Genomic DNA, 2,656 nt, shown 5'->3' with positions numbered 1-2,656 from the left:
AAAAAACCCGTAGCGGCATTTTAATACGATTACCAATACCATTACATAGGTTTGTTTAACAACCCCTCTTAAAATCCCGAAAAACAGCAATATAAATTTTATTAAGTGATGGAATTACGATTTGTAAATTTTACTAAATCGGTTTTTACATCATAAAGGATAATATAATCTGGCAAATAATTTATTTTTTCCAACCGTTTCAACATTCTTTTAAATTCAGATTGTTTAGACATGCTACCTACCTTAACATGCAATTTAGCAAGAGAGACAATAAATTCATTCTGATTTCCACAATGTTTGCGAGCTATTTCATAAATACGTCTATCTATAGGTTTTCTAATACGAAAATAATCGGAACTAATTTTTAATAATTGTTTTTTATGTAATGCTTGATATAACCATTCAGGAAGGACTATTTCAACCATACCGATATCAATCTTTCCTCTTTTATCCTCAACAATGCGCCAACTGTCTAATAGTCCAAAACCAACAGATTCTTGTTTTTTATTGGAGTAAAGAATATTCGTTGTTATTCTAGTGCCAGCTAGCCTTTCTAAAGATTTTTTCAGCTCTTTATATGTTCTACCGCTCACAGTTCTATTTGTACTGATAAAAAAATCATAGGGTGTAAAAAGTATTATTTTACTTGTAAATTTATTAACATTAATGGATTCTTGTAATTTAGAAATAGCATAAATCCATATATCTTTATCAAAAACTGTTGCCATGCCATATGCAGCATTAGGTGCTACGGTAATTGTTTTATCCCCACTCACATAGCGTCTAGTACTTCTATCTCCTCCCTTCAAAGCAAAAAATGGATGTTCCATACTCGACATTTCATCTCGAAAACCAGAAATTGATAATTCATTAGCAATGAAAAAGTCAATTTCATGTTTTTTAAGATGAGATATCACTATATTTTTATCATTTAACACGATATTTTACCTTAAAGCGTCTTAAATACTTTTTAAAGTTCTGCAATATAAAGAATTAATTTTTAATATTTTATTTAAGCTTGTTAAGCAAAAATTTACTATTAATCAATTAATCTTAAATAAAACACTTGTTTTTAAATAATACGACAAGTAAATCTTACCTATTAATAACTGTTGAAAACCTGTGGATAACTATTCAAAAATACTATTTTTATACACAATATCCTGTGGATTAAAATTGTTTTTACTGTGATTTACACATGGGACTACTGTGATTTACACATAGGAGCTAAAAAAAAATTCTTTTATATCAAAGTTTTATTTGATCTTTTTTTTTTTTATACACAATATCCTGTGGATTAAAATTGTTTTTACTGTGATTTACACATGGGACTACTGTGATTTACACATAGGAGCTAAAAAAAAATTCTTTTATATCAAAGTTTTATTTGATCTTTTTTTTCTTTAACTTATATATTAACTTAATATATATTATGTAAGATATATATTATGTTGATGTTAAGAAAAAAAATCTGTGGATAACTTTCCAAAAGAGAAAAACTAAAAATTACTAAAAAGTAAACGTTTAACAAAAAATTTACTTTCCTAGTTGAATAATAATTAGAAAGACTGTATAATATTTTCAGAGCAGTTGTTTTGGTTTTGAAGGGGAATTTGAAATGACATCAAAGTAGATAATAAAACATTTATAACAAAACTAAATTAAGACTATCTTATGTTAACCTTATTTTTTCTGACAAACACAGCATTTGATTTTTTCATAACAGTATTATTAATTAGAATACTGATGCAAGTATCAAAATGTGATTCTTATAATCCAATTTCACAGTCTATCATAAAAATTACCCAACCTATCCTTAAACCGCTATATAAAATATTGCCTTTTGTAAAGACCATAGATATAGCAGCCTTAAGTTTGGTGTATTTTTTATCAACAATGAAATTGCCTGTTTTAAGATCAATTATCACAGGAATTTTTTACATGACACCAACTAGTTTGTTAGTAGGGGTGTTAGCATTATTTAAATCCACCGGCAGTATAATTTTTTGGGTAATTATCATTCGTTCTTTATTGAGTTGGATTAATCAAGGTTACAACCCCTTAGATTTCACATTACATCAAATGAGTGAAATTATTATCGGTCCAATTAGAAAACTATTACCAAATACGGGAATTATAGATTTTTCGCCAATGATAGTGATTTTTATACTATACACGTTGAATTATCTATGTTTAGATTTATTTTCCAAATTTTGGTATTATTTATGAACTTCATTACATTTAAAAAAAACTCATTTTTAATAAATGTACACATAAATGCAGGTACTAATTCTAACAAAATAATTGGAATTCATAACAATAAAATTAAAATTAACGTTGCTGCACCTGCAATACAACAAAAAGCAAATAATTTATTAAGGAATTTTTTATCTTTGGAATTTAAAATTCCAAAGAGTAATATTATTATTGAGAAAGGTAAATTAGGAAAATATAAACAACTTAAAATTATCAAAATTAATCAAATACCTCTAATAATCAAGCGTTTAATCAAGCAATCATCTATCTCTAGTTTAATTATTACGAAAATATTATAGCAAAAAATCCAAAATACTTTACTCCCCTTAGTCTCACATAAAATCAACAGATACTCAATAATGTGCAACAATACACCTTATTTATTGGAAATAACCCTTCT

The 2,656-nt window shown here is 26.4% G+C and carries 3 protein-coding genes; 2 read left to right on the top strand and 1 reads right to left on the bottom strand.

What is annotated here, in order from left to right:
• Positions 1 to 101: 101 nt before the first annotated feature.
• Positions 102 to 938: a replication initiator protein A gene (locus tag CRV10_RS00105; RefSeq protein WP_241971801.1), complete on the bottom strand. Its 837-nt coding sequence runs from the start codon at positions 936 to 938 to the stop codon at positions 102 to 104.
• Positions 939 to 1,674: 736 nt separating this feature from the next.
• Here CRV10_RS00105 and CRV10_RS00100 point away from each other — a divergent pair.
• Positions 1,675 to 2,229 (top strand): YggT family protein, encoded by a 555-nt coding sequence (locus CRV10_RS00100; protein WP_136129803.1) that lies wholly within the window; start codon positions 1,675 to 1,677, stop codon positions 2,227 to 2,229.
• Positions 2,226 to 2,555 (top strand): DUF167 family protein, encoded by a 330-nt coding sequence (locus CRV10_RS00095; RefSeq protein WP_158675171.1) that lies wholly within the window; start codon positions 2,226 to 2,228, stop codon positions 2,553 to 2,555. Before CRV10_RS00100 ends, CRV10_RS00095 begins: the two co-directional genes overlap by 4 nt.
• Positions 2,556 to 2,656: the final 101 nt, after the last annotated feature.

Source organism: Candidatus Pantoea edessiphila (assembly GCF_002933355.1).
GTDB classification, from domain to species: Bacteria; Pseudomonadota; Gammaproteobacteria; order Enterobacterales; family Enterobacteriaceae; genus Pantoea_C; species Pantoea_C edessiphila.
This window is presented reverse-complemented; position numbering and strand designations above follow the sequence as displayed.

Bases quoted from the DNA above. Each gene is read 5' to 3' on its own strand.
- CRV10_RS00100 (WP_136129803.1), top strand. From the start codon at position 1,675: ATGTTAACCTTATTTTTTCTGACAAACACAGCATTTGATTTTTTCATA.
- CRV10_RS00095 (WP_158675171.1), top strand. From the start codon at position 2,226: ATGAACTTCATTACATTTAAAAAAAACTCATTTTTAATAAATGTACAC.